The organism is Vibrio sp. E150_011, assembly GCF_053544015.1.
The window spans coordinates 557,083-583,726 of sequence record NZ_JBHFOL010000002.1 but is presented as its reverse complement, the minus strand read 5'-3'; the positions used below and the strand labels follow the sequence as shown (position 1 = coordinate 583,726).

Sequence of the window (26,644 nt, the reverse complement as noted above, 5' to 3'; positions counted from 1 at the left end):
AGAAAAGAGGTCCTAAGACCTCTTTTCTTGCTTCGATAAACAACGTACATCGCGAGCAGCGCTATTGCCCTGCTGGCTGCGTCATCATTAGGGGCAGGAATAATGCTAGCAGCGGGATTTTTTGTCCATTTTCAAAGACCAATTGCCCATTGTCGACATTAGCATTGAGTTGATAGCCTGACTCTTGCTGTTTAACCATATCCATAACAACTAACTCATCAATACCTTGCGACAGCATTGGGTGTGAGCCAATCATACTATTTGACATATAGGCATCAATGTTACCGGTCAGCGACGGTAATATAATGCTTGGATCTTTCGATACATTTTCCGTCCCTTCAGGAACTTCCAATAACCATTTCGACTTAAACTCACCATCTTGTAATGTAAAATGCATGTCATTCATCGAAATTTTAAAACCACGAGCAAATAAAGTTTCTACCAGTGGTGCCAGCGTGTTGATATCAGCGTGTTCCAAAGATGGATTCGCTTGATAAATACCAACAAGGCCCTCAAAAGCTTGACGATCTAACGACTCAAGTGCGAAGTCCACATTGAGGTCGCTGAGTTTGCCGCCTTCCGGATAATCCAATTGCTTCAAATCAAATAGATGCTGTGTGTCTATTTTGTCTTGCTCCGCGTCTAGAGCAGATTTAAAGGTGTAAGATGCGGAATTAATATCGAATAAACTGTTGTGATGCTCATCTAGAATTTGGAAACTTTTTAATGAGGCTTTCTGCTCACCGAGCCAGAAATCTTGTTCCTTTTTGCCATCACCGCTTACCGAAAGATCGGTCAAAATCAATTGTTCGCCATTTTCAAAATCGAGCTGGATTGAAGGAACGCTCGCCTCGAGAGAAACCTGTCCCAATACTGTCGCCGTACCACGAGCAAAAGCCGGTGAAATTGAAAAGCTGACTTTTTGATTATCATTGCCTTGATAATTCCAGCTATCGAGCGATAGTTCATAGTCCGTGTTGCCATTTAACTGGGTGTCTGTCGTGAGTAAAAGCGGAAAGTCTGGAAAGTTAGTGATAACGGATTCAGCACTCAAACTGAACAAACCATGGGTCACCTCACTCGCCACAGTAAACTCAGTAGGTAACCCGTCCATCTCCAACTGCTCTTTAAGCACTGCGTCTTTAACTTCATAGCGTGTTTCAACATGAGATGACAAGTAACCACGATCATAGCTTATAAGCTCTGAAGCAACACTATCGCTATTCAGATGTTCAATACCATCTTCGATAACTTTTTGACCAATATGCCCCACAGCAAGGGGCCAACATAAGACCAGTGCAACGGCGCCGCCGATAGCGCCCATTTTTCTCAATTCATTCATAGCGATATTAAACATTCGATTGGTGTGTATTGTATTCAGTCTAACCTAACTTAGTCGGATCTCCAATCTCATACCTACTTCTCATAACCCTATGCTTTTTATTGTTATATTGAACTTGAAACTCAGGGACAAGGTTTAGGAAATAATGCCGATTAAAAATCGATATGCTGTCTTATGTTTAGATAACGACTTGATTAACCTCGACCAACTCGACACTGAGTTGACGCGGTATCAATCACATTTTGACATCCACCTCGCAACGTCAATCTTAGAGGCTGATGACCTATTAAAACATATAGGTTCGCAAGGTCAGCAACTTGCTCTTGTTGTTGCTCGGCATTCGGCGTTATTCGATGGTGGGGCCTTTCTTATCCAGCTGGAACAATCGCACCACACCCAAACAGCCCGAAAGGTACTAGTCACTAAAACCGACTCTGAAGACATTCAAGCTATTGTCAATGCCGTCAATGAAGGACAGTTAGATCACTGTATCAGTCTGCCTATCGACGACGTCATTCTACACAAAACCCTTAAAAAAGAGCTTACTACGTTCATTGTCCATCATGAGAAAAATGACCTACTACGTTTCAGTGCCCTTCTCGATCAGCAAAAAATAATGAGAGCACACATTGAACAAAAAATGCATTCTTATCGGGCAAGCTTTATTCATGATTTTCATGACCTTTCAGATGACGCGCTCGCCGCACAAGTAATACAAGCTTTGCTGGCATTTTTTACAAAAAACGACGAAACCAAAGCGGTTAGGCACTATTCTCCTGAACATTTACTCACAGCTGAAGGGCAAGCCAATCAATTTCTATGGTTCATCGTTGAAGGTCAGGTCGCCCTCTATAAGAAAGATGAGCAGGGTCAACAGCGCGAGGTAGTACGCCACAGTAAAGGGGGCATTGTGGGAGGTATGTCATTCGTTACAGGTGAATGCTCATTCTCAACGGCAATGACACTCACAAGAACGCAGGTCATCAAACTGGACCGCCAAGTCTTTACGCAAGTCATGCACTCCAACACCGATCTATTGCCCTTATTTACCAACCTTCTGCTTCGTCATTTTAATCGACGACTCCAGCGCAGCATCAATACAAAACTTCAACTACAAAAGACGCTTGAATCACTAGAATCAGCACACTTACAACTCATCGACCAAGAAAAAATGGCGATGCTTGGACAACTTGTCGCCGGCGTTGCGCATGAACTAAATAACCCCGTATCAGCGATACTACGCGGCGCTGACACGGTAACAGAAAGTATCGGACGAATCCTTCGACAAGACGGTAACACAAATAACCGCGCTTCCGGCATTGACGTGTTTGAAGAAGCTCGCTTGTCCAAGCCACTATCAACATCGGAACTGCGTACGAGAACGAAAACCTTACAAGGCACGATTACTGACCGCCGCTTAGCTAAACGTATCGTCCAACTTAATCTCCACAATGATCATGATTTATTGGCATTAACCCGTACCTCACCAGAACAGCTCACACAAAAAATAATCCAACTTGAACAATACCAATTGTCGGGTTCAACTCTCCGTTCCATTCAGGTTTGTGCCCAGCGAATTGCTGACATGGTGAAAAGCCTAAAAGGGTATGCACGGCCTGACAACGAGTCTTACGAGCTTGTCGATTTACATGAAGGGATTGAAGACACTCTTGTGATATTTGAAAACCGTCTGAAGCATCACGATGTCATTAAAGAGTATGGATCCATCCCTAAGATTCATTGCATGCCCATTGCGTTGCAACAGGTCTGGACGAATTTAGTATCGAATGCATTAGATGCCATGCCCAATAATGGTCAACTTCAAATTCATACCAACACCGAGTACCGCCAAGGCCTTCATTACGCGGTGTACCAGTTTATTGATAATGGCGCAGGTATCCCACTCGAACAACAAAGCGCTATTTTTGAACTGAATTACACAACGAAAAAAGAAGGCAATTTTGGGTTGGGAATTGGACTTTCAGTCTGCCAACAGATCTTGGCGCAGCACAAAGGTTGGATTGAGGTCGAGTCTGAGATCGGACTCTACACAAATATGTCCGTTTATATTCCGTTAGAAGCGACCTACGCCTAAAAGGAGAACAACAATGAAAGAGTATTTGATTGTCTGTGTTGATGACGAGCGAGAAGTTCTCGACAGCGTACTACAAGACCTATCCGATTTTGAAGAACACTTCATAATAGAGGGGGCTGAATCGGTTTCAGAGGCTAAGGAAATCATCGACGAGCAACGAAACGAACAAGTTCCACTCGCCCTCATTTTATGTGATCACATTATGCCTGGGGAGACGGGTGTTAGCTTTCTCATCGAACTCAGTCAAGATAAACCCACGCGAAATAGCCGAAAAATCTTACTCACAGGCCAAGCTGGTCATGAAGACACGATAGAAGCGGTCAATCACTCCTGTCTTGATTTTTTTATCAGCAAGCCTTGGCGTGGTGACGAGCTTAGAGAAGTCATAAAACAGCAACTGACGACCTATATGATAAAGAACGAACCTGAACTCGCCCCTTGGGCACGTATCCTAGATACCGAGCGAATATTTAATGCTTTATCAGACAATCGTCTCAATTATGGCGACTGATCGATGATAGCGTTAGTGATGAATTCCTCGATTTATTTGTGAGGTTGAGCCTTGAGCTCACCATTCATGATCACAATGGAATACGTTTTCCCTCATTAGTCAGTACAACATTGGTCGAAATTTGTATGGCTATGTCATTTTTTGGGAATTTACACACGTTGCGACACATTTTTATTGGTGATTGGTGGACACTTTCGATTATTATGTCCGCATATCATTCGCTGTCAAAAAGTAATATGCAGCGCGCACTTAGGTGCAAGGAACTAAAATCAAACAAAAAGGTTTACATAGATTATGCGCAAGACTCTTTTAGCTGCATTAATGGTGGTAACATCGCAGCACGCTTTTGCAGAACAAGGGCAAAACCAAGCGACGATGAGTAACTTTAGCTACGATTATGCAGAAGCTCGAATTGGTGCTGGCCCAATGACTTTTGGTGCAGGCATGAGCAAATCAATTCATCCAAATGCTCACATTGTGGGTAGCATCGACTCTAAATTCGAGGGCGACTATGACTTTACTGGTGGTGTTGGTTTTCACGCCCCTGTAAACAACTGGGCGGACTTCACGGGTGAAATGCTTGCGCATATCCACGATGATGGCGATAACCACAAAACGGATACTGGCATGGAAGTCAATCTAGGTGTTCGCCAATGGTTAGGTCCACAACTTGAAATTGGTGGTAAAGCGGGTTACCTCAACGTTGGCGATAAAGATCAATGGATGGGAAGTATTTATGGTCGCTTTCACTCTACTGAGCTATTTTCTCTTGGCTTAGAAGGTCGCATCAATCATATCTATGGCGACCAATTATTGTTCACTGCTCGTTTCGCATTTTAGATATGGACTAGATGAATATATAAAGGTCGCGTTTAAACGCGACCTTTTTCGTTTTATAAGCTTCGGTTATGATTCAATCTGCGTACAGTTGTCGAGGAGCTGCTGTTTCATCGGGTCTTGGATCAACTTCCAATGCACACCATCAACGGCGCCAGCAAACTTCCATAATAATTTCACATCAACATCATTACCATAAGTACGCTTGACGCGATTGAATACTTTTGGTGCACCTAACTCCAAAAATGTTTTTACGTCATCGATCCCAGACTTTTTCACCATTCGTTCCAAGGTCAATTGCATATTAGGTAGATCGCGCAATCGTCTATTTTCGATTGCCTTTTTTGTGCTTCGTTGGCTCACCGAATTATCAATAGATGTTTTGACGACGTCGTGTAAACAGGCTGCGTTAGACACAAATATCTCTGTAATGTCGTAATAGTTAACCGTCGCTATTGATTGCTTTTTCACGTGCTTAAATTTGTCACATCCCAGTTCATTTAGCACATTATCAAGATCAGATCCTCCACGAATAAAAACGCGGTCATTGCTCACTAGTGCATACATGGCTCCTTGTTGAAATAAGCCTGTACCACCAAACATAGAGCGTTTTTGAGATTCACCAAACTTGGTTGTATAGTTGTAAAAATTTTGTTCAATCATTTCCATTGATCCTTTAATCCATTACCCCGATTAATGTGATCACCAGAAAAGCAGCATTGCATAAAGCAAAAAAATTGTTGTTAATATCTAGGTAAGGCGTGTTACGCGCTCACCTCTTTTCTTTTATATAATTTGCATTAATCATAGTTCAGTATGCAAATTAAGTCTGGTGCAGCATCACAGTTATAAAACGACAGCGACTTATAAATGCGAGTCACTTCACGTTGATCGCATCCATAGCCTTAGTGCCATGATTATCAATACTTGAACGCTGTTTTAAACGGCAAGCAATTGACTTGTCATACATTTACACACGAAGAATATTGTCAATTGCAAGCAAGGAAAGGTAAACTGGAGGTTGATATTTTGCTGTCGAAGTCCTATGAATCACTTATCGTTTTACTGGCTCCCTGATAACCAACAACTGCTGATTGAAAGCTTAGAAACAGAATTTGCTGAACTTGTCGAACAGTCCATCAATACGGGTAAAATCTCCTTACCTCCAATTTCTGAAGTTGTGTTGAGAATACAAAAACTTTGCACGCTTGAGTCGACAGGCATCTCTGAGATCGCCGAATGCCTACTCGACGATCCAGGCCTAGCGGCTATTGTGTTGCGAGTATCAAACTCTGTCGTCTTTAATAGAAGAAACATCACTTGTAATGACTTGCATACTGCAGTTTCACGATTAGGCATACTTAGAGTAAGAGACATTGTTACTGCGCAATCGATTGAAATGCTAAAACACTCCGTGAACCTTACGGACAACTGTAAAAGCGTATTGATACAAAGCGCGGCAGTCTCTCGAGAGCTGGCTGCAACGATGGTTCTTGTCACTCGAGCCTTTCAGGAACAATCTAAAGAAACCTATGGCTACTTGGAACAAGAAAAAGCGTTATTGGTCGGATTCCTTGCTGATATTGGGCTTTTTTGCTTAGTGAATGAATATCACTTGTACTTAGAAAAAGGCAACTACTTAGATCCTGATCTTGCCATGCAAATCTTTCATTCGCGTTGCCCGGTGGTGAGTGAGCAGGTACTGAAAACTTGGTCCTTTGATCAAGATTTCATCGAAGTTGCATCCAACAAAGTCAAAACTACCGATCGCCCTGAGGTGTCCTACCTCGATATTGCTAGGATTGCGAATCACATCCTTTTGTATCGTAAGCAAGACAACGAAGCCCTCGAGGAGCATGAGGTAGAGATTAACCTTGATGGTGCCGAGGTCCTGTATCAGTTGACTAATATGGTTGAATCTGAATTTGCCATTCAAACAGCAGAGGTGATGCGAAGCTCTGGCATGTAGAAACACTTCCGCTACCTGCTTGTTTTTAAAGCGCAAACACTACACAATATGCGTCATATTGTGTACGTAGGGTTTGTGAGTTTATGTTTTCCGGCATGTTGTTTATCTTTGCGCCGCTCGTCATCGGCTATCTTTTTTCTATTTCTCGCGACGAGCTGCTCAACAAAATCAATCAAGCGACGTCATGGCTTATCTACGTGATCTTGTTTTTGATGGGCTTAAGCTTGGCTGCGCTAGAAGATTTTGGCAGTAACCTGAAAACTATTATTACGATGACGGTCACCTTTTTTGGCATCATTAGCATCTGTAACTTATTGTGTTTACCCATCATCGACCGCGTTTTACCATTAAAGACCGAAACAAAAACATCGACACTGCCGCTTTCTAAAATGGCACTTGAGTCATTAAAACTCATCTTCGTGGTGGGAAGTGGGCTCGCGATTGGCCTGCTGTTACCGCTGGGCCTCGACTGGGTTGAAGCCGCAAGTGAGTGGATCCTATTTGCATTGTTATTCTTCATTGGTATTCAACTAAGGAACAGCGGCTTAACACTTAAACAGATCCTCGTGAACAAACAAGGCATGGCGATTGCGGTTGTTATCGTACTCAGCTCTTTGTTTGGCGGGTTCATCGCCGCATTAGTATTGGGCATTCCAACCTACCAAGGCCTTGCAATGGCATCGGGGTTTGGTTGGTACTCATTGGCTGGTATTTTAATGGGTGATGCGTTCGGCCCTGTTTTTGGTGGTGCATCCTTCATGATTGAGCTTTTGCGAGAACTTGTCGCACTGGTATTCATCCCTCTTCTAATTCAAAAAAAACCAAGCACAGCCATTGGTTATGCTGGCGCAACGGCAATGGACTTTACCCTCCCTATTATTCAGAATACCGGTGGCGTAAAGTGTGTGCCTGTGGCGATTGTCAGTGGTTTTATTCTTAGCTTACTGGTGCCTGTTTTAATGCTGTTCTTTGTATCTCTTGGAAGTTAGATCTCAGGTTTTTTAGCGCAAAGCCGTTATACTGCCCGCTTTCGCATAATTATAATTAAATAAATTCAGCCCATTAAAGGAATAAATAATGAAAAAATGGCTTGTTGCTATGATGTTCGCATCGACCTCGTTCTCTTCGCTTGCTGCAGATACCCAATGCCTATCGAATAAGTACGATGCCTATATTGACGCCTCGATTCATTGGTACCAAGACCTGATAGGTTTAACGACTGAACAATACCCTGAATTACAAGACGTGAGTGAATGGTTCCTCGAGGGACGTAAGAATCACTTCGAGCTCAATCGAGCGGCGGTTCATTACTACCTAGATAATGATACGAATAAAGTGTCTACTGAACGCCCAGTAGAAAGCTGGCTTCAACTAGAACAAAAAGACGTCAAAGCGCTCGCTCAACGAAACGACGAATTGGGTAAAATAGCCGCAACCAGTTTTGCCGATCGCCAAGCGACACCACATGAGCAAAATTATGAACTACGCAGTGCTTTTGCTGAGCTGCTCAGTCATCCAAAGAAAATTGAGAAAGCACTCAACTCATACAACGAATCCATTGAAAAAGTTGAAACGATGAAGTGTCTATAGCCTTTATTGTTTTACAAAAAAGCTGACGCCTGCGTCAGCTTTTGTCTTTAAATTAACCAAAACCCACTCATATTATTTGTAGCACACTGAAACTTTAGTTCTCACTCCAATTTTTGGAAGACATTTATATTAATTTGGTTTAGATTGTGCCGCTTGCAACAATAGAATATTAGTAGATTACGATATGGTATCTGAGCAAAAAATCGCAAACGTCAGCTTTGAGAGCCTTCTTCGCATATTCACTATCCCTGAAGGACCAGATTCTACTCTGACACAAATCGAAGAGAGCTTATCGCGCAACCTAAATGAGTTTTTGCGTGAGCACATCGTTGCGGAAGAAAAACCACTGCATGAAATTGAAAAAGATTTCTCAAGTGCAGTCATCCCTGAGCAACCGGAGTTTGTATCCGAGCACACGAAACACCTGCTAGATACGCTTGTGTCTCACTCTGTGCATACCTCATCGCCAAGCTTCATTGGCCACATGACATCTGCACTGCCGTACTTTTTGATGCCGCTATCGAAGATTATGATCGCGCTTAATCAAAACCTCGTTAAGATAGAAACCTCTAAAGCATTTACGCCGCTAGAACGTCAAGTCATTGGCATGCTTCATAAGCTCATTTATTCTCAAAATGAATCTTTCTATCAACGTTGGATGCACAGTGCCAATCATTCCCTTGGGGCTTTTTGCTCAGGTGGCACCATCGCTAACATTACTGCGCTGTGGGTAGCAAGAAATAACGCATTAAAGGCCGATGGCCCATTTAAAGGTGTTGAAAAAGAAGGACTCTTCAAAGCCATGAAACATTATGGTTATGAAGGCCTCGCTATCCTCGTCTCCGAGCGTGGGCACTACTCTCTCAAAAAAGCAGCCGATTTACTTGGCATCGGTCAAGAAGGCTTAGTCGCCGTTAAAACCGACAATAACAACCGTATTTGCCCCCAAGATTTACAACGTAAATTTGCAGAACTTGGACGCCAACGTATTAAACCATTTGCCGTTATTGGCGTGGCAGGAACGACAGAAACAGGCAATATCGATCCGTTACATGAAATAGCGAAAATATGTGCCCAAGAGGCCTGTCATTTTCATGTAGACGCAGCTTGGGGTGGTGCGACCTTAATGTCTGATAAATATCGTCATTTACTTGATGGTATTGAGTTAGCCGACTCCGTAACTATTGATGCACATAAACAACTCTATATCCCTATGGGGGCTGGGATGGTGCTTTTCAAAAATCCTGAGGCGATGAAGAGTATTGAACATCATGCGCAATATATTTTGCGTAAGGGTTCGAAAGATCTTGGCAGCCACACGTTGGAAGGATCACGTTCCGGGATGGCGATGCTCGTTTACGCGGCAATGCACATTATTAGTCGACCAGGCTACGAATTACTCATTAACCAAAGTATCGAAAAAGCCGCGTATTTTGCAGATCTCATCGGCCAGCAAAACGATTTTGAATTAGTGTCAAAGCCCGAGTTATGTCTACTCACCTATCGTTATGTACCGGCATCAATAAAACAAGCACTCAGCAATGCCGATGCACCGACACAAACTCAGATTCATGAGCTTTTAAACGAATTAACGAAACTCATTCAAAAGAAACAGCGTGAAACCGGTCGTTCTTTTGTTTCACGGACTCAGTTAAATCCAATTCAATGGAATAAGCTGAATACGATTGTTTTTCGAGTCGTGTTGGCAAACCCATTAACCACAAAGGATGTACTGAGTGCCATCTTACGAGAGCAACGAGAGATCGCTCAAGAAGACGGTATCCATATAATCCAAGAAATAAAACAGATAGTGAGTACTATCGATGTGACAAGTCAGCCTTAAACCAGCGACACCACCATTTATTGATGGTGTCATTGAAGGAAAGACAACTTACATGGTCCACATTATGAAATTTTATTTCTTTTTTGTGGGACTCATACGGCATGAACGGGCTAGAAAACCCTCTTTCCTGTTCGTTTTTTGTCCATTTGTTTTTTTCTTCCAAAATTTTGTTTGATGCCTGTCATATTCTAAAGATTTCATGTGAGCTTTTATTACAGCTGACTGTCTTGTTCGTTTATACTGAAACAATGGAGTTAGCGTATGTCGAATGTCATTATAAAACACGATATGAGTATATTTTACGACTTATCAACACTTAGATAAATGTATGACATCAGTACACTGTATGCTAACAAGAGATTCTCTTTACCCTGTGAACACTATGAATACTCTAGAGAAAATCCAAAAAAACTTAGAAAACTTTAGTAAATCTGAAAGAAAGGTTGCTGAAGTAATAATGGCCTCCCCCCAGACAGCCATTCATTCTAGTATCGCGACACTTGCCAAAATGGCCGACGTTAGTGAACCTACCGTTAACCGTTTCTGTCGTCGACTCGATACAAAAGGCTTCCCTGATTTTAAACTGCATTTAGCGCAGAGCCTTGCTAATGGGACCCCTTACGTTAACAGAAATGTTGAAGAAGATGATGGTCCAGACGCTTACACCCATAAGATTTTCGAATCAACAATGGCGTGTTTAGACGTTGCAAAGAATAGCTTAGATGCGATGCAAATAAACCGGGCCGTTGACTTGTTAACTCAAGCCAAACGTATTTCATTCTTTGGTCTAGGAGCGTCGTCGTCTGTCGCACGAGACGCACAGAATAAATTCATTCGCTTCAACATCCCAATTTCTTGCTATGAAGACGTTGTCATGCAGCGAATGAGCTGCATCAACTGTTCAGACAATGATGTGATCGTGCTGATTTCTCATACAGGCCGAACAAAGAGTCAGGTTGAGATCGCTCACCTTGCCCGTGAAAATGGTGCAACGGTCATTGCTGTTACAGCAAAAGATTCGCCACTGGATAAAGCAAGCTCACTTTCAATTACCGTCGACGTACCAGAAGACACGGATGTTTATATGCCAATGGCAAGCCGCGTTGTACAAATGACCATCATTGATGTGCTAGCAACAGGCTTTACGTTAAGGCGCGGTAGCCGTTTTAGAGATAATCTGAAGCGAGTGAAAGAAGTGTTAAAAGATTCACGTTACGACAAATTGTCCAACATCTAACGTCATCTACAACGTTGCGATTTCAGTGAACCACCAGTAATAAAAAGAGAGGGATATCCTCTCTTTTTTGATCGTGCAATGTTCTTATGTCTAGTCAGTTTCTATTGTGTTATTACGATATTCGACTTGCGTCGTCTCGTCTGGTGCTACGGAATGTGAGCTGCAATGACACTGACATACTTGATCAAGAATGTGAATAAGCCTGTCTTGGGTCAGTGGAAGCGGGTTGCCTTTTATCGCCACTGACTTTAGCGCATCGGCGGCAACAACATCAAACGGTGTATTGCAAACGCCAAACTTCGACAAATGTGGCAGTGCTAAGCGCTCCAATATCGCCGTTACCCATGAGATCCCTTCTTCTATACTCGCTTCTGAATTTGACGTTAGAATTTGCGCAATATTACGGTAACGATTGAGCACATCATTTCGACCCGCTCGCTTGGCAGCCTTTACGTTTTCATTCATCACATGAGGAGCAAGTCTTGCGGTAATGACACTGTGAGGCGCATTGATTTTTCCCCCGAGTGCCGACGCTAATCCGTGAGCAGCGCCTAATTTCGCGTTAGTAATAGCCATACCACCAAGCATCGCAGCAAACGATAAGTCGGCACGAGCTTTAGGGTTGTCTTGTTTACAGCCAGATATAATGGAACGACTTAATCGCCTCAAGCCTTCTTCGCACACCATATCAGTCAATGGATTGGGCTCACCGCATACATACGCTTCCATTAAGTGAGTAAATGCATCCATAGCCCCGCGGCCTGACGTATAAGGATCCGTACCATAGGTAAGGGTGGGATCAACAATAGCAACATCTGGCAGCATCTCCGGGCTTCTTAAGCTCACTTTCACTTTGTCTTGCCCAGATTTTAGTACTGCGTTCTTTGTCACTTCAGCGCCTGTACTGGCGGTAGTGGGTATAGCGATCATAGGGATGGGTTTGGTTTTCAATGGCACATTTCGCCCCACCACCTCAACATAGTCGTAAACGTCTCCTTGATTAGGCACGATAGCGGCCAATGCTTTTCCCATGTCCAGCACACTGCCACCGCCGATAGCAATCACCATATCAGGCTTAAACCTTCGCCCCATAATCGCGGTTTCTTCGACCATAGTGATATTAGGCTCACCACTGATAGCCACATGTTGGTAACGCATGTTTTGGCTATGAAGATAACGGATAACAGGTTCTGCACGTTGCCGATCTTGTCCTGTTACAAGTAATACGCTATAGCCAAACTGATTAATAATAGAGAGTGACGATTGCAATGCACCTTCGCCAAATATAATACGACTCGAAGTCATAAACTGAAACATACCCACTTCCTTTCGGTATATCGTCAAGCTCACGTGTCACACCATCATCCGCTGCTCTTCTTTATGAGAAGTTTCACTTAGACGTTAGAAGAAATTGTGCCCCGATCTGTAAGCCCTACCGATAATAAAAACACATAAAAATCATAAGCCACTGATAGCATGCAGCGACCAGAACGTTGAGGAATTGATGTAAGCCAAGCTAGCGGCCCTTTACCTGTATTTGTCGTCACATTTTTGCTGTCTGTCACATGAAAATACAGCAGATACTCGACCACCCTGCGCAACATCTGTACTGATAGGTTTTCCCTATCACAACGAGTGGTATTTCTGGCTTTATTTCCTTTTCATCTTAAGGCATAGTTGTTGCCATCGAATATAAGAGCTGAGTTAATCCAAACTCACACTGCTCAGTAAGAATTTAATCTTCAAGGAGAAAGTCAATGTTTGTAGTAATTTTTGGTCGCCCAGGTTGCCCATTCTGTGTCCGCGCTAAAGAGCATGCAGAAACGCTAAAAGCAAAACGTGACGATTTCAACTTCCGCTATGTTGACATTCACGCGGAAGGCATCTCTAAAGCAGACTTAGAAAAGACTGTTGGTAAGCCTGTTGAAACCGTTCCTCAGATCTTCATCGACCAAGATCATATCGGTGGATGTACAGAATTTGAAGCATACGCTAAAGAGAACTTGGGTCTTTTTGACGAGTAACTCATTGTCTAATAAATAGTATAGTTGAAAGTTCAACATCGAAAGCCAACTCATTGAAGTTGGCTTTTTTATTGGGATCTACATCAATATTGGTACAAACTCATACGAAAATATTATTGACCTATCGCTTATGCTCATGAAAAGCAAAGAATATGTAATCTAATGGTAAAACTTAAAAAAAATCACTTATCTTTTTGATTATTTCCGCTACAATCGCCACACTTTATTACCTATCCAACTTCGTTGCTTCGAGTCGCTACAGTGAACATTGACGTAGTACAATTGCTAGACCAAAACCCTATCCTCCTTATCTTTGTCGCTTTGGCGATTGGCCTTGCGTTCGGGAAAATCCGCTTTGGAAGCCTACAACTCGGTAATTCTATTGGAGTCTTAATCACCTCGCTGATAATGGGGCACTTAGGATTCTCATTTAATGCCGAGGCACTTACTATTGGCTTCATGCTCTTTATCTATTGTGTAGGTATTGAGGCCGGGCCAAACTTTTTCGGTATTTTCTTCAGAGATGGCAAGCATTACCTCATTTTGAGTCTAGTGGTTCTCGTCACTGCTTTAATGATCACCTATTTTGCTAGCCACTATTTAGGGCTTGATTATGGTTTATCCGCTGGTGTCATGGCCGGTGCGCTTACCGCAACGCCCGTTCTTGTGGGGGCACAAGATGCATTAAACTCCGGCTTGGCCACCATTCCGAGAGGCATGGACTTCGGGTTGGTGCTAGAAAACCTTTCCGTTGGTTATGCGATGGCCTATCTAATTGGCTTGGTCAGTATGATTATGCTGGCGAAATTATTGCCTAAATTACAAAAACAAAATCTGCACGACTCGGCGCAACAAATCGCACAAGAGCGAGGGTTAGGTGGTTCAGGGCAACGCAAAGTCTACTTACCTATTATCCGCGCATATCGTGTTGGCCAAGAACTGATTGACTGGACTGACGGTAAAAACCTTCGTGAACTAGGCATTTATCGACAAACAGGCTGTTATATTGAACGTATTCGCCGCAACGGTATTTTGGCTCACCCTGATGGCGACGCAATATTGCAAGAAGGCGATGAAATCGCACTAGTCGGTTTCCCAGACAGCCATGCACGTCTCGATCCTAGTTTTAGGAATGGCAAAGAAGTTTTTGACCGCAATCTACTCGACCTACGTATCGTTGAGGAAGAAATTGTTGTTAAAAGTGACAACATTGCGGGGAAAAGCCTGTCTAACCTGAACCTTTCTGAATTTGGCTGCTTTCTAAACCGAGTGGTAAGGGCTCAGATTGAGATGCCGATGGATGCTAATATTGTTCTCGCTAAGGGTGATATCCTGCAAGTGAGTGGCGAGAAAAGCCGAGTGCTGGGGCTGGCTGAAAAAGTTGGTTTTATTTCAATACACAGCCAAATGGCGGATCTTCTCGCCTTCTGCAGCTTTTTTATTTTAGGCATTATGTTCGGTTTGATTACGATGACCTTCGGCCAAGTTTCATTCGGCTTAGGCAATGCGGTTGGACTATTGCTATCCGGTATCACTCTTGGTTTTTTAAGAGCAAACCACCCAACGTTCGGCTATGTCCCTCAAGGAGCGTTGAACATGGTGAAAGATCTAGGACTGATGTTTTTCATGGTTGGGATTGGACTCAGCGCCGGTGGGAAAATGTTTGAGCACCTGACACAAGTGGGTCCTCAAGTCATCCTCATCGCTTTTTTAGTCAGCGTTGTGCCGGTTGTACTGGCTTATCTCGTCGGGGCCTATATTCTCAAGATGAATCGCGCCTTGTTGATTGGCGCGATTGTGGGTGCGCGAACATGTGCACCGGCTATGGATGTCGTCAATGAGCATGCTCGCTCTACGATCCCTGCGCTCGGATATGCCGGGACTTACGCCATCGCCAATATTCTTATGACGCTTGCGGGCACGGTACTGATTATCTTGTCTTAGCAAACACCAGCACTTAAAAATTGCTACTAATATAAAAAAGGATGTCTTCTCGACATCCTTTTTTTCCATCAATCTACCTTCATTCATATCCTAATTTTGGATTACATAAAGGTCTTTGGAATATACCCTTCCCTCGACATTGTTAACCGGAAAACCGCCTATCGTTGGGCGAACTAATCTCGCCTGCATATAATAATAAATAGGGGCAATTGGCATGTCTTTCACTAACGTTGCTTCGGCTTGGTCATAGAATTGATTACGTGTTTTTTGATCGGTAGCCATCAGCGCCTTGGCGATCTGTTGATCATATTGGTCACTTTCATAAAATGCTCGGTTACCTGCGCTGTCAGATGTCATCAACGACAAAAATGTTGAAGCCTCATTGTAATCCCCGCACCAAGAGGTTCGAAGAATATCAAAATCGCCCTCACGCCTAGCAACCAGATACGATTTCCACTCTTGGTTTTCAAGTTCAACTTCTGCATTCAAATTTTTGTTAAGCATTGATGAAATAGCGACCGCAATTGATTTGTTACTTTCACTGGTATTATAGAGTAACTTAACCTTTAGAGGATTATCCTCTCCATAGCCAGCTTGCGCCAACCATTGTTGAGCTTGTTGGTCTCTTTGGTTTTGTGTCCAACGACTGTAATCCGGCTGTGTTGCTTTAAAACCAGCCACGTACTGGTGAGCAAACGTATAGGCAGGGATGTTGCCAACCTTAGTAACGCCATTGGTAATGACGTCTCTCATAATGGTATAGGATACAGCCTTACGAACTCTAACGTCGTCAAACGGGGCTCTTGTCGTGTTAAACGCATAGTAATACGTGCAAAGCAAAGGCACGACGGTATACGCATCCTTTTGGTCTTTCTTTAGCTTCTCTGCCATTTGCGCAGGTACATCGGAGGTGATATCAACCTCGCCTGCCATGTAACGATTAAGGGCTGCCGTCTGACTTTCAAATGGAATGAACGTCACCTCACTAAGCACTGTTTGAGCGTTGTTCCAATAGCGTGAGTTTTTTACTAATTCGATTCTCTCGTTCACAACCCATTGAGTTAACGTAAACGCGCCATTAGACACTAAATTACCTGGCCTAGCCCATTTGTCACCCAAGGCTTCAACGGAAGCTCGGTGAACAGGCATCATTGACGTATGACCCGTCATTGCAACAAAATATGGAACAGGACTATCGAGTTTGAACTCTAAGGTAAGATCATCGATGGCTTTAATTCCTAGTTCAGACGTCGGCTTTTCTCCTTTTAATATATCGCCTATATTGTTAATTCTCGTCATCTTCAAGTACCAACCATTTGGCGATGCAGTTGCAGGGTCAACGGCTCTTTTTAAGCTGTAAACAAAATCAGATGCAACAACTGCGTCGCCGTTAGACCATTTTGCATCAGGGCGTAAGTGAAACGTAAACGTCTGGTTATCAGAAGTTTCCCACGATTGTGCAACGCCGGGAATAACATTGCCGTCGCTATCTTGAATCACCAATCCTTCAAATAGGTCTCGAATCACGTGCATCTCGGGCAAGCCTTCAGCCTTTGCTGGGTCTAATGTCGCGACTTCTGCATCATTGCCACGAACTACATGTTGACTCTCAGCAAGCACGACCTCTTCCGGTACCACCGCACCGTAAACTAAAGACGAAGTTAGGCAACTCACTGACGTAAGGAGTGCTAGCGGAGTGATAGAGAATAGAGATTTACTGTTCATAGGCATTAATCCAACGTTCCATGTTTTATATACTGTCTAAATATCTGCATGATGTGCGAAAAGGTGCTGCATGACAAAATGCAACGCATGTGCATTATAATATTAAGATTGTTGCTAACATTATTAATGATTATTGTTCATTTTTATCATGGATGGGTCTACAAAGCCGTGAGGTTAGCCTAAGTAATGAATGTCAAGGTAACCACCAATGCATAAACCATTTAAGCCACATAAATTGACTAATACCGATGACTCAATAGAGGGACATGTTCCTCGACAAGAGCGCGCGCAGTTTTTAATTCAACCTGACATTTTTGGTCGTAGCGTTTTTAACGCACCGTTACTTTTCTTTCCAGCCCAGGTCGACTCAAACGACAGGGGATTAATTCTTGCTGGTACGCACGGCGATGAAGCGGGCGCCATCGCTTTACTATCTGCGGCGTTGCGAAGTTTACAACCCAATCAGCTGCGTCACGATATAGTCTTGTCAATCAACCCAGATGGTAACCAACTCGGCACTCGCGCCAACGCCCATCAAGTGGACTTGAATCGTGCCTTTCCTAGTGCGAATTGGGCACCCAATGGAACAACTTATCGATGGACCACGAACAACAAAGATAGAGATGTCGATGTCGCGACGGGCAATGCTACGACGCTAGAACCCGAAATAGACGCGTTGATTAAGCTCATCCGAACGAGAAAACCTAGTTTTATCGTCTCAATACATGAACCGCTTGCGTGTGTCGATGATCCAGAAGAATCTAGGTTGGGATACTGGATTGCTTCTCACTTTTCGCTTCCTCTCGTAACCGATATTGGGTATGACACATCAGGATCATTTGGAAGCTGGTGTAAAGAGCAAGCGATACCTTGCGTCACATTGGAGCTTCCCAATACTTCAGCCGATCAGTTAACTATCGACTATCTCGAACCCACAATGGCCTTAATGCGGTATATTTCGGCTGGTTGAATAACAAAAGGGCGATCTATTATAGCGTCACCCTTTTGTACATAACCTTTAATCAACTGAGTTACGATATCGCCGCAGGTCTTGTGATTTTTGCCTGTTGAATCCAAGTTCGCATCTGTTGAGGTGACATGATGTTAGGATCGCCAAGGTTGGCATCCGTTGCAGTCTCTAGCTCAGGAGGAAGAATGTTAATAAGCAGTTCCAGATCTTTATGCGACCGAATTTCCTCATCAAATACGGTCGCCATTTCTCGGCTATAACTCGCCTGACGAGCACGAGCGGCTTTAACAAGCCCTTCTAATAACGTAAACCAGGTCGTCATTGGCCCTTGAACAATGGAAGCAGATTCGGCCGCCGAATCTATAAACGCAAACGGTACGGTTGTAATTGGTTTGTTATACTCCATTGCAGCCAATATCCAATCAGTATCAAATGAAAAATCAAACACCGTCGGTTTTTCTAAAATCTTTGACAACGCATCTCGTGAATACAATTTAAATGCCGCTTGCGTATCTTTGATACCTTGAGAAAATATTTGTTTGCCAATCATACGCTGCATGTGCCTGAGTGTCTTAATCCCCACCCCCCAGCGCTCTTCTTGCTTGACTAGGATTGAATCAGGATGTTTGCGATTCCCTAAAACGACTTGTTTACCCTCGTTCAAATAAGGCCGTAACAATAAGCCAAGCTGTCCAAGATGAACGGAGTTATCAGCATCGGTGTACACGACTACATCGGCGTTGTTTTCTAGCGCGTTCATGCATCCCAATATAATCGCGCCTCCTTTTCGTGAATCATCAGCACTATGTAGGTGAGTGAGTGGCCCTGAGGTATTGCCCACATAATCATCTAGGTGAGACACCAATACTTGTTTGTTTGATTCACTAGAAATACTAATTCCCTTCGCGATTTCCGCACTATTATGCGGACATCCGTCATCAATAGGGTAAAGTAACCACGACACGGGAGTATCTTGTGTAATCCAGTTCAATTGATCTATTTTTGCGCGAAGAGAATCTTCACCATTAGGATTATATGACGACTTAGGGTTTAAACGATTGTGCTCACCCCACATTGCAAACACGACCCCCACATTCAGAGGCTGGTTAACCTGTTTCATAAATCGTTTTGAGTCGACCAACTTAACTGCCAAACGAAATTCCAGCGGCGCTTTGTCTTGTATCGCGACTTGCTTCAACTGTTCAACGGATAGTAAATTTAGCGCGTCGAGTTGTTCAGCAAGGGTTAGCAATTGCTTTTGATGAGCGTTATCCGTCAAATCAAAATGTTGGCTGGAGTGTCTAAGAAGTGTTAATGCACGATGTAATTGCTGGTCTTGAGTCATATCCTTTGCCTCGTATGGTCGTATCGGAATAAACGTAACGAAAGCAAACTAGGATTTATTAGCGTATTATCAAGAAATTGTATCCCTCTATTTTTTTAATAAGTAGTCGTAATAAACAGACTCTTGTTTAACATATTATTTGGCCTTTGCACCGCTTTCTACTCTGGCGTTGGCGCAAAGCTTCGTCTCTGGATAGCTTCAACACCCTGCTTTGTCTCCGCTCCAATATTAGCTTTATGAAGTTGAGTTGGCATATTGGATGTTTCGGCATGCGCCATCCCAGCTTTAGTGTCCACTTTGTCTAAATTAGGGCCTGCCACATTCGACGATGTCGATCCTAATTGCGACGCCTCAGCCTGTTCATAATCAAACTCACTAATCGGCGTTGCGATTATAACCGCCCCACTGAGTTCCGATTCAGTATTGGCCCCGCTTTCTTGTATTAGATGCCGGTTAGTGTGAGGCACACTCGACGTAGGGGGATTCACGTTTGCACTTTGTGTTTTAGCCCCCCCATTAGCAGAAGGTTTTGATGGTGTTTGCGCGGGTTGTTGCGAGGGTACAAAAGATGACGACTGCGAAAAATTAGATTCTAAACCATTCAGCTTTTTTTGTCCTGGAACGGCAGGTGCCGGTATAGCAATGACAGGTGCCTGACCCAAAGCGTTGCTTTGAATCGATGAGGAAGATACCGTCATTCCTGTTCTTGGACCAGAAAAAACAAACAAATTAAGTTTTTCTTGCCAAACTTGCAGCACTGCCGCATCTTGTTCCCATGTTTGGTCATATCCCCCAGCGATATCAATGGTCTGCATTTGAGTCAACAATTGAGTATTCGCTTGTTCATTTCGCTGATGTAGTGACTGCTGCATCCCTTGCCAATCGGTGCCTCCTGTCAACAAATATCGCACACTGTTAGCCCAATACTCATAAGCTTTAGCGTCATTATCAATGTTGGCACACACCGTAGCTAATACCTCAGCAAGCCCCGCATATTGCCACATCTTCTCAGTGCCTAACTTAGCTTCCGAGGCCAAAATCTGTATGCTGAGTCTGTGATACTGCTCTGCGGCTTGTTTATAACGACCGTTACCTGCTAGTAATGTTGGCTGGCGAAAAATACTTAGGTCGACCGCTTGCGGTGCACCTATAGAAAGCGAACTAAACATAAGAGCGATGATCACTAACCCCACCTTAATCGTAGTCATCAAACGTCTCCACTAAGCATTTTCCTGGATGATAGAAACGTGAGTCAAATTGAACGTCACGATACTCTCGGTCACCTTTAGGTTGATAAAGCTTCCCTTTGGTCTTGTAAAGCAGTGCTTCTAAGACCCCTGCATTGGTTTTCAGCGTAATACTTTTTTCATACTGACTGTTTCGCTCGTATCGCCCTTCATACCAACCTCGTTGAGGGTCATAGAGCTCTTTCACTAGAATCATCAATCTATCGGTATAGTCTGTTTTCCATAAGGCCCACATCTGAAACGCCACTCGCGTTGATACCAATGCAAGGTGATCATGTGAACTGCCATCTTCGGCCACTGTAATCCAAGGGGTTCCTAACGCATACACGGCGTCATAAACAAAGTAAGGTTCACCTGCTACAACATGGTCACCACGTGCGGTATAGATTCGGTCTACATCCCAACGCGCTTCTTGCACTCGGTATAACGAGTCAGCCATTGCCGACATCACTTCATCACTGTGAGTCGCATCTGAAGATGAGTTATCCGTGATTTTATCCCAGTTAAACTCTAACCCCATCCATAAGTAAGGTGTGCTATAGACGGGTCTTAATACATCAAAATTACGAGGATCTCGCCCGTCAAACAAAAGATCAATATCGTAGATTGTCGCAACATCATAAGGGTCAATTCGCATGGCTTTATAAGGCACTACGTGCCAATCTAGGTAACCATACGATGTGTATTCCTCTACCCCTAAACGCCCTTCTTTGTAGCGAGTAACATTGCCATCATAAATCGCACCGCCAAACAACTCTCCATCTTCATTGATTAACTCACAAAAATTCCAACGAAGTACCGCTTTATCAACATACTCAGAAAACTCCGGAGAATACTGTTTCACCATCGCGAGGGTAATCAATAAACGTCCGACATCTAACGATGACCAACCAATATCTTTAGGCTGCAAGCCATAATCAGTCATTTGCCCTGTTTGCGTATGATAGACCTTATTCGGTATCTGCCCGATGCTTAGATTCATATCATTTAAAAACGTCAGCACAAGCGACAACCGTTCGTCATATTGTTTGTTTGAGATAAACTCAAATTGTTTCGCAGCCAAGAGTGCAATAAGGTAATCAGAAATGCCTGACATGTTAGTCGAAGGGTAGTTATCAATACCATTGACGAGCCCCGTCTGGAGCTGAGTATTATTCTCTACGTACTTCCATGCGGTGCTTGCCCAAGCCAGTTCTTGCTCAGTTAATGCACCGTGACGCCCCTGCCTAAAACTTTGCGAGGTACTGATAGAATCAACACCGTTGCTAACGCCTCGGACAATAGATCCGCATGCGACTAGTAAAGGAACTACCATCAGCCATACCACGTACTTATACATCGGCTACATCTCTACTCTTTGTTTTGCTTTTTTTTGAAGTTTTCTCGCGGCAAGCACTGTCCTTCATACCCAAATGGCGTTTCCAATGCTTTTTCCCACAAACTTGGCGCTGGTTTATCCTTATACGTCAGAAGCTTACCTTGTTGTTTGTAAAGTAAAATCTCCAGCGTTATCCCGTTATTATTTGAAGTAAACGTGTTAATTAAGCCCGTTCCATTTTCATAAATACCTTCATAGAAGCCCTTGTCTCTATCATAGGAATGCGAGACGTGGTCAAACAACAGGTCGGTATACTCTGTATCCCATAATACCCACATGCCCATCGCGCCTTTAATTGCAACCGCTGAGTATTGAGGTAAATACTCTCCGACTTCAGATATCGTATTCCATGCAAAGCCATCGGTATAAATCGTATCGTATACAAAGTAAGGTGCGCCCGCTAACTGATGCTCGGTTCTTGCGGTGATGATACCCGTCTGCTTGTACCGCTCTTCTTGTACTCGATAAATCTGCAACGCAAATTCTGCCATCCATTCATGGGAATAATCCGCATCATGTGGCGTTCTATCTTCAGTGACATCCCAACCTAACTCGATACCATCCAAGACATAACTTTCAGTTACAACGTAACTATGCGCTTTGAGTTTTCTTGGATCTCGTGTGTCGTAAGGCACGTCGTAACCAAACAAATTAATCGTTGCATAAGGTTGCGGGTCGGACGCTTGGCTTGTGTCAAATCCCCATAATTGGAAACCCTTCGCTGCGTACTCTTCATAACCCAAGCGTCCCTCTTGTAGATATTGAACGGGCTTATCTTTTTCGAGCAATGCTCCAAACATCGTGCCGTTTTCATCGACGACATTACAGAAGTTCCAGCGCAAGATAGCCGAATCAATACTTGGGGCGAATTCAGGATACCGCTGTTTTACAATATACAACCAGACCAACAACCGACCGAGATCAAGTGCGGAATAACCTATTTCACCAGGTTGGTTTGCATAATCTACTTTTGCAGCCGTTTGTGTGTTGTACGCTTTATTGGGCAATTCGCCTCGAAAAAGATCGAGTTTGTTTAACGTCCCAATAAACGCGATCAGACGCTTATCTAACTCTTCCTTTTCAATAATACCTAATTGATGTGCACTCACCGCCCCAGCTAAGTAAGACGCCGCATCCCACCAGGTTACCGATGGATAATTGTTAACCGCATTGACGAGACCCGTCGATTCTTGGTAATTATTCTCAAAATATTTCCAAGCTATACGAGCCATATCCATTTCTTTTTCAGTCAATTCACCATGGCGCGGCTGAGGAACACTCCAGTGAGATTTGCGTTCAACAATATCTTCTGAAAATTGGTTGTATTTATTACCACAGCCTGCAACGGCAAGTGCTATACATAATGTTGACAAATAACGCATCGAATTCTCCCTAATTCTTCAAGACCTAATTTACTGTGCGCCAACCCTTAACAAGGGCCCATTTTCTATGTAGGCCAAAGATTCCAAAACGATCCCGTTCGTATTTGCAGTAATGGCTCGATTCGGGCGTCCGTCGATTTCATAGCGCCCTGAGTACCAACCTTTACCATCGGAAAACAAAGGGGCGACTTCGCTAATTAAGAGATCGGTATACGCATTTTCATACAATGCATACCAACCAAACGCGGCTTTCGTCGACAAGGTTTTCAGGTGCGACTGATCAGTGCCATCGTCAGAAATAGCATTCCATTTCTTTCCATCTGAAAACACCGTGTTATACACAAAATAAGGGGCTTCATCGACGTTATCTTCACTCACTGCCGTCACTACGCCAGTATCATCGTAACGGCGTTCCTGCGCGCTAAATACGCGATGAGCAAAGATTTTGGATACGCTGTCAGAGCCGAATTCAATACCATCTAAAATATAAGATTCGCTCACCACATAGTTGTGGGCATGGAACTTGGCTGGGTCACGTTTGTCTGTTGGTATCTCAATGCCATATACATCGACCATATCCAAGTAGTCGATGTACTTCATTGAATTGAATACATCGCGTCCCATCAAAAACATTGACTTAGAAGCGTATTCTTCATAACCAATCCGGCCTTCTTGTACAAGCTCAAACCCATTACCTTGTTCGTTAGGTCTCGAGCCATACAAATAGCCTTCGACTAACATTTCATCCATTTTCCAGTGATTCAAAATATTGGTAACTTCGGCGTTAAACTGTGGGTATTGCCAGATAATTATATTAAGCGGAACTAAGATACGGCCGATATCAATAGCAGACCATCCGATCCCTTCAGGTTTTGGATTATTCTCATAATCCACCATTGCTAACGTCTGAGTGTTATACGCTTTGTTCGGTAGTTTCCCTTCAACCAATGGCAGGCGAGCCAAAGAACGGAGCGCTTTCTCCATTCTCATTTTAAATACATCAGTCGTAATGATGTTGATTTTTTCAGCGGCAATAAGGCCCATCAAATAAGAGGCGGTGTCCCACATCGTAGTGGATGGATAACCATCAACCGAATTAACGAGCCCGGTGTTCTCTTGATAGTTATTTTCAAAATATACCCATGCTGTTGTTGCCCACGTAAATTCTTCTTGAGTCAGCACTCGCTGTGCTTTCAGCGGGATCTCTTCATGAGCTTCAAAGGTGATATTACCTAAGGTCTTGCCGTAGTCCCGCGTTTCAATCGAAAATGCGATAACAAGTGCGGTCGCAAGGCCTAGGATGAACACAAAATGGTGCCTTGCTGCTAACATTGCTTTACTAAACTTCATACTTAAGATCCTCAGTCCCTGAAACCGCTTTTTTACTCGCTGTGTTTTCTTTTGGTGGCTCCCAGAATGCAGCGGCAATCATGCCCCACATCGCCATCATATTATTGATTATCCAAAACGTATTGAGTACTAAGCCCCCTTCTGAATAACTCCCCCAACCACCAAAGTAATGTCCATACCAAGCGAAAGCTAAGCTGAATAAACTCAAAGCAAACACCGCTATTTGCGGGGCAACTAACTTCGCAAAGTTACCCGTCTGTCGCTCTTTTGGTGTGGTTGGAAAACTAATCTTGCGGCCTCTAAGAACCGTCCAAAGCGCTCGCATATTGACGGGAAAAAAAGACAAGAAATTCGTTTTTCCTTTGTACCCCGCGACACCCCAAGTGCCTATCATCATGGCAAGCTCAGCCGTCAACACATAAGGTAAGAAATGCAAATAAAAGGTCACGTCGTAAGCGCTCACCGGCGCGATTGATGTAAGAAAGTAGATAATCGGGCATGCCAAAAAGATCACATTCCAGACCGCCGATAAATTTGACCAAAAACTTCCGCCATACATGAGCTTTTGTTTAAGATTCAAACCTTTTCTAAATATTGGGTTGTCGTTCATGAAAATATCGATCGAACCGCCAGCATACTTAAAGCGCTGTACCGTCCATGTCTGCAAATCTTGCGGCGAGAGCATCTTACTCTCGACATTAGGGTGCATAATCGAACGCCAATTTCGCTGCGAATCTGAGTGAAGTACGATAGATGTATACAGGTCTTCAGATACATGGAATTTATAAGGGGTAAACTCCGTATCAAATAAAATTTCGTTTCTAAGGTTGTCTGATACCGATTGATCGACATTTTTTTCTTTGGTCAGTTTTCGAATTTGTTTTTCTACGTCTTGTTGCTCTTGCGTAATTTGCTCGGCATAAGCGCGCAATGCGGCTTCCATTACGGCTTCACGTCGGTGTATTGAACCCGCTCCACAACAAAATGCCGCATTGACCCAATTTCTTCGACGCTGAATCACGTCATAGAACATTTGTGGGTCATTAACAAACGGATCCTCACCAAACGTCACTGGCCCATACACCTTTTCAACGCCACGGCCTAGCTTTCCAGCCCAAGGTCCAAATTTATTAGATAGCCATTTAGGTAAGCGGACCCCCTCTGGCAAGTCAAAAAACCACTGAGGCGTTTGTACCCATGCGACATCAGGATCTTTAAAGTAACCTAAGGTGTGCTCTAAAATAGTAGAAAAAGGACGCGTATCAGCATCACAAATCACGACGAAATCACCATAGGTTTGTTCCATCGCGTTTCTAAGGTTACCTGCCTTAAAGCCTACATTTCCCTCTCGAGTTATGTAGCCAACGCCCATTTCTTCAGCCAATGCTTTCATTGAATCGCGCTTACCGTCATCAAGAATAAAGATTTTCATCTCTATCTCGCAAGGATAAGTAATCTTTTGTGCATCTTCGATACTTAGCCTAACTAGGTCGGGCTCTTCATCATAACTAGGAAAGAAAACATCTACCGATACAGGTCTATCTTCGTCGCAGTTCTGAACACATTGGTTGATGTTTGATGGCGGTGATTGCTTTGGTTCATCTTTTGTCTTCCACATGTTAATAGTAAACAAAATAGACCCAATGAACGCACAGGATTCAGCAAATGCCAATGGTAAGGAAAACCATAACGCATCCATATTCAATGCATAAGTCCAACGCCACCACAAATACCATAATCCTAACGTCAGATTACACGTGGCAAGATACTGATAGAGTAGCTCCCTCGGCATACTATGCGGCACAGGTTCTGGTGGTGTTCGATGTTCGAACTTTTTAAAATACATATCCATTTA

21 protein-coding genes are annotated in these 26,644 nt (G+C 43.5%); 11 read left to right on the top strand and 10 right to left on the bottom strand.

Going from position 1 to position 26,644, the window contains the following annotated elements; translation table 11 throughout:
• Positions 1-61: 61 nt before the first annotated feature.
• On the bottom strand, positions 62-1,342 hold the full coding sequence (locus tag ACE1OE_RS05805) for a DUF945 family protein (RefSeq protein ID WP_449210424.1): 1,281 nt from the start codon (positions 1,340-1,342) through the stop codon (positions 62-64).
• 145 nt (positions 1,343-1,487) lie between these two features.
• On the opposite strand from ACE1OE_RS05805, the gene ACE1OE_RS05800 reads away from it, so the two are divergent.
• The 3 genes from ACE1OE_RS05800 (at position 1,488) to ACE1OE_RS05790 (ending at position 4,788) form a co-directional block, all read left to right on the top strand.
• A complete protein-coding gene (locus ACE1OE_RS05800) occupies positions 1,488-3,437 on the top strand; it encodes an ATP-binding protein (protein ID WP_449210423.1) in 1,950 nt (649 codons plus the stop codon).
• Between the two features lie 13 nt (positions 3,438-3,450).
• A complete protein-coding gene (locus ACE1OE_RS05795) occupies positions 3,451-3,948 on the top strand; it encodes a response regulator (RefSeq protein WP_449210422.1) in 498 nt (165 codons plus the stop codon).
• 294 nt (positions 3,949-4,242) lie between these two features.
• Positions 4,243-4,788 (top strand): hypothetical protein, encoded by a 546-nt coding sequence (locus ACE1OE_RS05790; protein ID WP_372060378.1) that lies wholly within the window; start codon positions 4,243-4,245, stop codon positions 4,786-4,788.
• Positions 4,789-4,854: 66 nt separating this feature from the next.
• Here the strand turns inward: ACE1OE_RS05790 and ACE1OE_RS05785 are convergent, their stop codons facing one another.
• On the bottom strand, positions 4,855-5,454 hold the full coding sequence (locus ACE1OE_RS05785) for a TfoX/Sxy family DNA transformation protein (RefSeq protein ID WP_449210421.1): 600 nt from the start codon (positions 5,452-5,454) through the stop codon (positions 4,855-4,857).
• 376 nt (positions 5,455-5,830) lie between these two features.
• Between ACE1OE_RS05785 and ACE1OE_RS05780 the strand changes: the two genes are divergently transcribed.
• The 5 genes from ACE1OE_RS05780 (at position 5,831) to ACE1OE_RS05760 (ending at position 11,424) form a co-directional block, all read left to right on the top strand.
• Complete coding sequence (locus ACE1OE_RS05780) at positions 5,831-6,754, top strand: HDOD domain-containing protein (RefSeq protein WP_449210420.1); 924 nt, start codon at positions 5,831-5,833, stop codon at positions 6,752-6,754.
• An 83-nt stretch (positions 6,755-6,837) separates the two neighbouring features.
• Positions 6,838-7,743 (top strand): lysine exporter LysO family protein, encoded by a 906-nt coding sequence (locus tag ACE1OE_RS05775; protein WP_102470608.1) that lies wholly within the window; start codon positions 6,838-6,840, stop codon positions 7,741-7,743.
• Between the two features lie 88 nt (positions 7,744-7,831).
• A complete protein-coding gene (locus ACE1OE_RS05770) occupies positions 7,832-8,344 on the top strand; it encodes a hypothetical protein (protein WP_102470607.1) in 513 nt (170 codons plus the stop codon).
• A gap of 184 nt (positions 8,345-8,528) precedes the next feature.
• A complete protein-coding gene (panP, locus tag ACE1OE_RS05765; RefSeq protein WP_102470606.1) occupies positions 8,529-10,187 on the top strand; it encodes a pyridoxal-dependent aspartate 1-decarboxylase PanP in 1,659 nt (552 codons plus the stop codon).
• A 382-nt stretch (positions 10,188-10,569) separates the two neighbouring features.
• On the top strand, positions 10,570-11,424 hold the full coding sequence (locus ACE1OE_RS05760; protein WP_102470605.1) for a MurR/RpiR family transcriptional regulator: 855 nt from the start codon (positions 10,570-10,572) through the stop codon (positions 11,422-11,424).
• 90 nt (positions 11,425-11,514) lie between these two features.
• On the opposite strand, the gene ACE1OE_RS05755 is transcribed toward ACE1OE_RS05760, so the two are convergent.
• The gene (locus tag ACE1OE_RS05755) at positions 11,515-12,741 is read right to left on the bottom strand and encodes an iron-containing alcohol dehydrogenase (protein WP_449210419.1); all 1,227 of its coding nucleotides are present in this window, start codon (positions 12,739-12,741) and stop codon (positions 11,515-11,517) included.
• A gap of 440 nt (positions 12,742-13,181) precedes the next feature.
• On the opposite strand from ACE1OE_RS05755, the gene ACE1OE_RS05750 reads away from it, so the two are divergent.
• The gene (locus ACE1OE_RS05750) at positions 13,182-13,448 is read left to right on the top strand and encodes a GrxA family glutaredoxin (RefSeq protein WP_102470603.1); all 267 of its coding nucleotides are present in this window, start codon (positions 13,182-13,184) and stop codon (positions 13,446-13,448) included.
• Between the two features lie 261 nt (positions 13,449-13,709).
• A complete protein-coding gene (locus tag ACE1OE_RS05745) occupies positions 13,710-15,392 on the top strand; it encodes an aspartate:alanine antiporter (protein ID WP_102470602.1) in 1,683 nt (560 codons plus the stop codon).
• Positions 15,393-15,482: 90 nt separating this feature from the next.
• Here ACE1OE_RS05745 and ACE1OE_RS05740 read toward each other — a convergent pair whose 3' ends face one another.
• Positions 15,483-17,117 carry an ABC transporter substrate-binding protein gene (locus ACE1OE_RS05740; protein ID WP_449210418.1) on the bottom strand — a complete coding sequence of 545 codons (1,635 nt, stop codon included), beginning with the start codon at positions 17,115-17,117 and terminating at the stop codon, positions 15,483-15,485.
• Positions 17,118-17,325: 208 nt separating this feature from the next.
• Here ACE1OE_RS05740 and mpaA point away from each other — a divergent pair, with 208 nt between their 5' ends.
• Entirely contained in the window at positions 17,326-18,087 is a 762-nt protein-coding gene (gene mpaA, locus ACE1OE_RS05735; RefSeq protein ID WP_449210417.1) for a murein tripeptide amidase MpaA, read from the top strand.
• Positions 18,088-18,148: 61 nt separating this feature from the next.
• Here mpaA and ACE1OE_RS05730 read toward each other — a convergent pair whose 3' ends face one another.
• The 6 genes from ACE1OE_RS05730 to ACE1OE_RS05705 all read right to left on the bottom strand — a co-directional run bounded on the left by ACE1OE_RS05730 (position 18,149) and on the right by ACE1OE_RS05705 (position 26,641).
• The gene (locus ACE1OE_RS05730; RefSeq protein WP_449210416.1) at positions 18,149-19,432 is read right to left on the bottom strand and encodes a glycosyltransferase; all 1,284 of its coding nucleotides are present in this window, start codon (positions 19,430-19,432) and stop codon (positions 18,149-18,151) included.
• Positions 19,433-19,590: 158 nt separating this feature from the next.
• On the bottom strand, positions 19,591-20,640 hold the full coding sequence (locus ACE1OE_RS05725) for a hypothetical protein (protein WP_449210415.1): 1,050 nt from the start codon (positions 20,638-20,640) through the stop codon (positions 19,591-19,593).
• Positions 20,627-22,018: a DUF3131 domain-containing protein gene (locus ACE1OE_RS05720; RefSeq protein ID WP_372060388.1), complete on the bottom strand. Its 1,392-nt coding sequence runs from the start codon at positions 22,016-22,018 to the stop codon at positions 20,627-20,629. The genes ACE1OE_RS05725 and ACE1OE_RS05720 overlap by 14 nt, the downstream gene beginning before the upstream one ends.
• An 11-nt stretch (positions 22,019-22,029) precedes the next feature.
• Positions 22,030-23,439 (bottom strand): DUF3131 domain-containing protein, encoded by a 1,410-nt coding sequence (locus ACE1OE_RS05715; RefSeq protein WP_449210414.1) that lies wholly within the window; start codon positions 23,437-23,439, stop codon positions 22,030-22,032.
• Between the two features lie 30 nt (positions 23,440-23,469).
• Complete coding sequence (locus ACE1OE_RS05710) at positions 23,470-24,789, bottom strand: DUF3131 domain-containing protein (RefSeq protein ID WP_372060390.1); 1,320 nt, start codon at positions 24,787-24,789, stop codon at positions 23,470-23,472.
• A complete protein-coding gene (locus ACE1OE_RS05705) occupies positions 24,779-26,641 on the bottom strand; it encodes a glycosyltransferase family 2 protein (protein WP_449210413.1) in 1,863 nt (620 codons plus the stop codon). Before ACE1OE_RS05705 ends, ACE1OE_RS05710 begins: the two co-directional genes overlap by 11 nt.
• Positions 26,642-26,644 lie beyond the last annotated feature (3 nt).

What these genes read in the sequence shown, in the direction of transcription:
- ACE1OE_RS05805 (WP_449210424.1), bottom strand. Translation starts at nt 1,342, where the DNA reads ATGAATGAATTGAGAAAAATGGGCGCTATCGGCGGCGCCGTTGCACTG.
- ACE1OE_RS05800 (WP_449210423.1), top strand. Translation starts at nt 1,488, where the DNA reads ATGCCGATTAAAAATCGATATGCTGTCTTATGTTTAGATAACGACTTG.
- ACE1OE_RS05795 (WP_449210422.1), top strand. Translation starts at nt 3,451, where the DNA reads ATGAAAGAGTATTTGATTGTCTGTGTTGATGACGAGCGAGAAGTTCTC.
- ACE1OE_RS05790 (WP_372060378.1), top strand. Translation starts at nt 4,243, where the DNA reads ATGCGCAAGACTCTTTTAGCTGCATTAATGGTGGTAACATCGCAGCAC.
- ACE1OE_RS05785 (WP_449210421.1), bottom strand. Translation starts at nt 5,454, where the DNA reads ATGGAAATGATTGAACAAAATTTTTACAACTATACAACCAAGTTTGGT.
- ACE1OE_RS05780 (WP_449210420.1), top strand. Translation starts at nt 5,831, where the DNA reads ATGAATCACTTATCGTTTTACTGGCTCCCTGATAACCAACAACTGCTG.
- ACE1OE_RS05775 (WP_102470608.1), top strand. Translation starts at nt 6,838, where the DNA reads ATGTTTTCCGGCATGTTGTTTATCTTTGCGCCGCTCGTCATCGGCTAT.
- ACE1OE_RS05770 (WP_102470607.1), top strand. Translation starts at nt 7,832, where the DNA reads ATGAAAAAATGGCTTGTTGCTATGATGTTCGCATCGACCTCGTTCTCT.
- panP (WP_102470606.1), top strand. Translation starts at nt 8,529, where the DNA reads ATGGTATCTGAGCAAAAAATCGCAAACGTCAGCTTTGAGAGCCTTCTT.
- ACE1OE_RS05760 (WP_102470605.1), top strand. Translation starts at nt 10,570, where the DNA reads ATGAATACTCTAGAGAAAATCCAAAAAAACTTAGAAAACTTTAGTAAA.
- ACE1OE_RS05755 (WP_449210419.1), bottom strand. Translation starts at nt 12,741, where the DNA reads ATGTTTCAGTTTATGACTTCGAGTCGTATTATATTTGGCGAAGGTGCA.
- ACE1OE_RS05750 (WP_102470603.1), top strand. Translation starts at nt 13,182, where the DNA reads ATGTTTGTAGTAATTTTTGGTCGCCCAGGTTGCCCATTCTGTGTCCGC.
- ACE1OE_RS05740 (WP_449210418.1), bottom strand. Translation starts at nt 17,117, where the DNA reads ATGAACAGTAAATCTCTATTCTCTATCACTCCGCTAGCACTCCTTACG.
- mpaA (WP_449210417.1), top strand. Translation starts at nt 17,326, where the DNA reads ATGCATAAACCATTTAAGCCACATAAATTGACTAATACCGATGACTCA.
- ACE1OE_RS05730 (WP_449210416.1), bottom strand. Translation starts at nt 19,432, where the DNA reads ATGACTCAAGACCAGCAATTACATCGTGCATTAACACTTCTTAGACAC.
- ACE1OE_RS05725 (WP_449210415.1), bottom strand. Translation starts at nt 20,640, where the DNA reads ATGACTACGATTAAGGTGGGGTTAGTGATCATCGCTCTTATGTTTAGT.
- ACE1OE_RS05720 (WP_372060388.1), bottom strand. Translation starts at nt 22,018, where the DNA reads ATGTATAAGTACGTGGTATGGCTGATGGTAGTTCCTTTACTAGTCGCA.
- ACE1OE_RS05715 (WP_449210414.1), bottom strand. Translation starts at nt 23,439, where the DNA reads ATGCGTTATTTGTCAACATTATGTATAGCACTTGCCGTTGCAGGCTGT.
- ACE1OE_RS05710 (WP_372060390.1), bottom strand. Translation starts at nt 24,789, where the DNA reads ATGAAGTTTAGTAAAGCAATGTTAGCAGCAAGGCACCATTTTGTGTTC.
- ACE1OE_RS05705 (WP_449210413.1), bottom strand. Translation starts at nt 26,641, where the DNA reads ATGGATATGTATTTTAAAAAGTTCGAACATCGAACACCACCAGAACCT.